This is a genomic window from Moorena sp. SIO3I6 (genome assembly GCF_010672095.1).
Genome location: NZ_JAAHHU010000538.1, coordinates 1 through 2,894 on the forward strand (window position 1 = coordinate 1; position 2,894 = coordinate 2,894).

A 2,894-nucleotide genomic window follows, 5' to 3' on the forward strand; every position below is an offset into this window, starting at 1 on the left:
CCATTTGCCGCACGGTAATGGAATCATCAACTACTAGAATGCGTTTCGGCTGTTGGATATCAGTATCATCATCACCACTGACTGCGCTCAACTGGCGGCTATTGAGTAGATTATCAATGGAGCGCACTAAATCTGACACATCCAAAATTAGAATCGGGGAACCGTCTCCCATCAAAGCAGCAGCACTGATATCCTGAACTTTGCCCAGCCTCGGATCTAATGGTCGAACCACCAAATCCCGTTCACCTAAAAATTTATCAACTACTAATCCAAAACGGTTCGATTGGTCACTGATGATCACTACTGGTAGGGTTTTAGATGTAATATAAGAGTCATCTAATTCCAACACTTGGTGGGCAGCTACTAGTCCAATATTTTCATCATTAAGGGTAAAATATTGCCGCTTTTCTACTACAGAAATTTCGGTTTTATCTACCATCACAATTTTGTCAATTCGTGCTAACGGGAACGCATAAGGTTCACCATATATATCCACTAATAGGGTACGAATAACTGATAGAGTCAGAGGCAATTGGAAGTGGAAACTCGTTCCTTGCCCTAGTTTAGAGGTAGCTCGCAGGGTGCCACCTACCTGTTGTACCATAGTCTTGGCAATATCTAAACCAACGCCACGACCAGAAATTTCGGTTACCTGCTTAGCGGTAGAAAATCCCGGCAAAAATAGAAACTCCATCAGCTCATGTTCAGCCAGCTGCCTTGCGATGTCTGGGGTGATCATTTTTTGACGGACAATTTTTTCCCGCAATTTCTCTGGATCTATGCCTTTGCCATCGTCAGCAACAGTAATCGATAACATCCCACCACGATGAAGGGCTTCCAGTCGCACGGTACCTTGGGCTGGTTTCCCCATTGCTACACGCTCTTGGGGAGGTTCAATACCATGGTCTACAGAGTTACGCAAAATATGAGTCAGTGGTGCTTCTAGTTTCTGTAAAATATCTCGATCTACTGCGGTAGATTTGCCGATAATTTCTAATTTAACTTGTTTATTCAGCTTTCTGGCTATATCCCGAATCATCCGAGGAAAACTCTGTACCCCATCAGCAAAAGGACGCATGTGAGACGCAATCACTTCTCGGTAAAGACGATCCGAAAGATTAGCAGTGCGACGTGCATACAGTTCTAGTTCACTCATGCGATCGCCCAAAATTTCCCGACATTCCTGTTCCTTTTGTCGAGCAACTTTTAGATATTGATCCCCCACTTGATTGACCTGGGATATTGCTAAAGAATCCTGTAATTTTTCCAGGATCTTTGATAATTCCATTTGGTGTTTTTTGAGAGTCATCAAAGAATCAGCAAACGGTTGTAGCCAATTCGCCTCCACTAGGGATTCACCGGCTAAACCCATTAAGCTATTTAAGTTTTCAGCACTGACTCGCACAACTCTCTCTTTAGCTTCCGACTTTTTGGCAGTATCCAAAGCCATCAATGGTTGCTTGATTAAATCATTCCCTGGGCTAGATGAGGATTGATTGTCTTTGGCAGCCACTTCAGGTTGAGGGTTGTGGCTCACAGCCTGCTTCAAGGGTTGACTTTCAATCTCTATCGTGCTATGGTCAGACTCCTGACTAGGTACTTGAGGGGGAGAATCGGTTTGAGCCTGGTGAGTTACTACCTGATCACGATTTTGCTGATTAACAGTTTGCTGATCAACAGTTTGATCTTGAGTCTCTATGGCTGTATTCGTACTATCGAGAGTGGAAACTTCAGAAGGATCATCTATAGCGCTTAGTTTTTCCGAGTTCTGTGACCCCGAGGTACTAGGGGCAGCAGATGGAGATGGCTGTTGTGGGGAGGAGGGTGCAGATTCTGGTGCGAGAATTTTAGCGATCGCTATACTCTGATGTTCAATGGCTTGCCCATGTTCAGACAGCCATTGGTCTAAATTCATTTCACCAACTTGGCTGATTTGTTGGAGGAAATCGACACCTTGCAGCAAGACATCAATGTGATCTGCCTTGAGGGTAATGGTTTTATTCATAGCTGCTACAAAGCAATCCTCCATGGTATGAGCGATGTTAACAGCAGCATCAATTTGGACAATGCGGGCAGCACCTTTAATGGAATGGGCAGCACGCATTAGGGATTCCAATTCTTGGCTGGAGGAAGGATTACTTTCCAGAGCCAATAACTTGTCATTTAATATCGCTGCTTGGCTTTCCACCTCCATGCGGAATAAATCCAACATGGAGAAATTGCTCATATCTTGTCCGCTGTCTGTCATAGGATTTTAGAGTTTAGAGTTTAGATTGATGATCTTTTGTAAGCATTCAGCGGTCAGCTGTCAGCGGTCAGCCGTCAGTTTATTTTATTCAAAAGCTGTTCGCACCTCAAGTAGCGTGGCCATAGACCCAAAGCTGTTCGCGTAGCGTGCGCGTAGCGCTAATCGCTGTTCGCTGATGACTGATAGCTGATGACTGATAGCTGATAGCTGAATGCTTAAATAGATAGCACTTTACCCCCATCACCCCATCGGGTTACGTAATCTTCCGATTTAGGGTGTAAAACAATAACTCATCGTCCAAGTAATTCACCTTTTTATCTTGCCAGTTAATTATCCATTTTGTATAAGTATATGTAGCGTTAGAAATAACCGCTGGTGCATCGAGTAATTCATTAGCATGAAACCGTTGAACAGTAAAAATTTCATCAACGGGAAAGACCCATCGGTTGCCCTCAATTTCCACAACCACCATCCGTTGATACATCACACTACTCACATTGGTTTTGGATTTTAGAGTTAAGGGCTGTTGGATTTTGGATTGCTCGGAATCTGAGTTAGCAGGATTATCTTCCAAACCAAGGAGATGGCTGAGGGAAACGCACATTAGGATTTCCCCACGAATATTCACAATTCCCAGTAAGATCTC

General features: G+C 43.8%; 3 protein-coding genes. All 3 read right to left on the bottom strand.

The window, feature by feature from the left end; genetic code table 11:
• The coding region (locus tag F6K49_RS39125) for a chemotaxis protein CheA (RefSeq protein ID WP_293105933.1) at positions 1–2,248 on the bottom strand (2,248 nt) is incomplete at its 3' end.
• A 106-nt stretch (positions 2,249–2,354) separates the two neighbouring features.
• Positions 2,355–2,489 carry a hypothetical protein gene (locus F6K49_RS39130; RefSeq protein ID WP_293105937.1) on the bottom strand — a complete coding sequence of 45 codons (135 nt, stop codon included), beginning with the start codon at positions 2,487–2,489 and terminating at the stop codon, positions 2,355–2,357.
• A gap of 12 nt (positions 2,490–2,501) precedes the next feature.
• Positions 2,502–2,894: chemotaxis protein CheW (locus F6K49_RS39135; RefSeq protein WP_293105940.1), on the bottom strand; the 393-nt coding region annotated here is incomplete at its 5' end.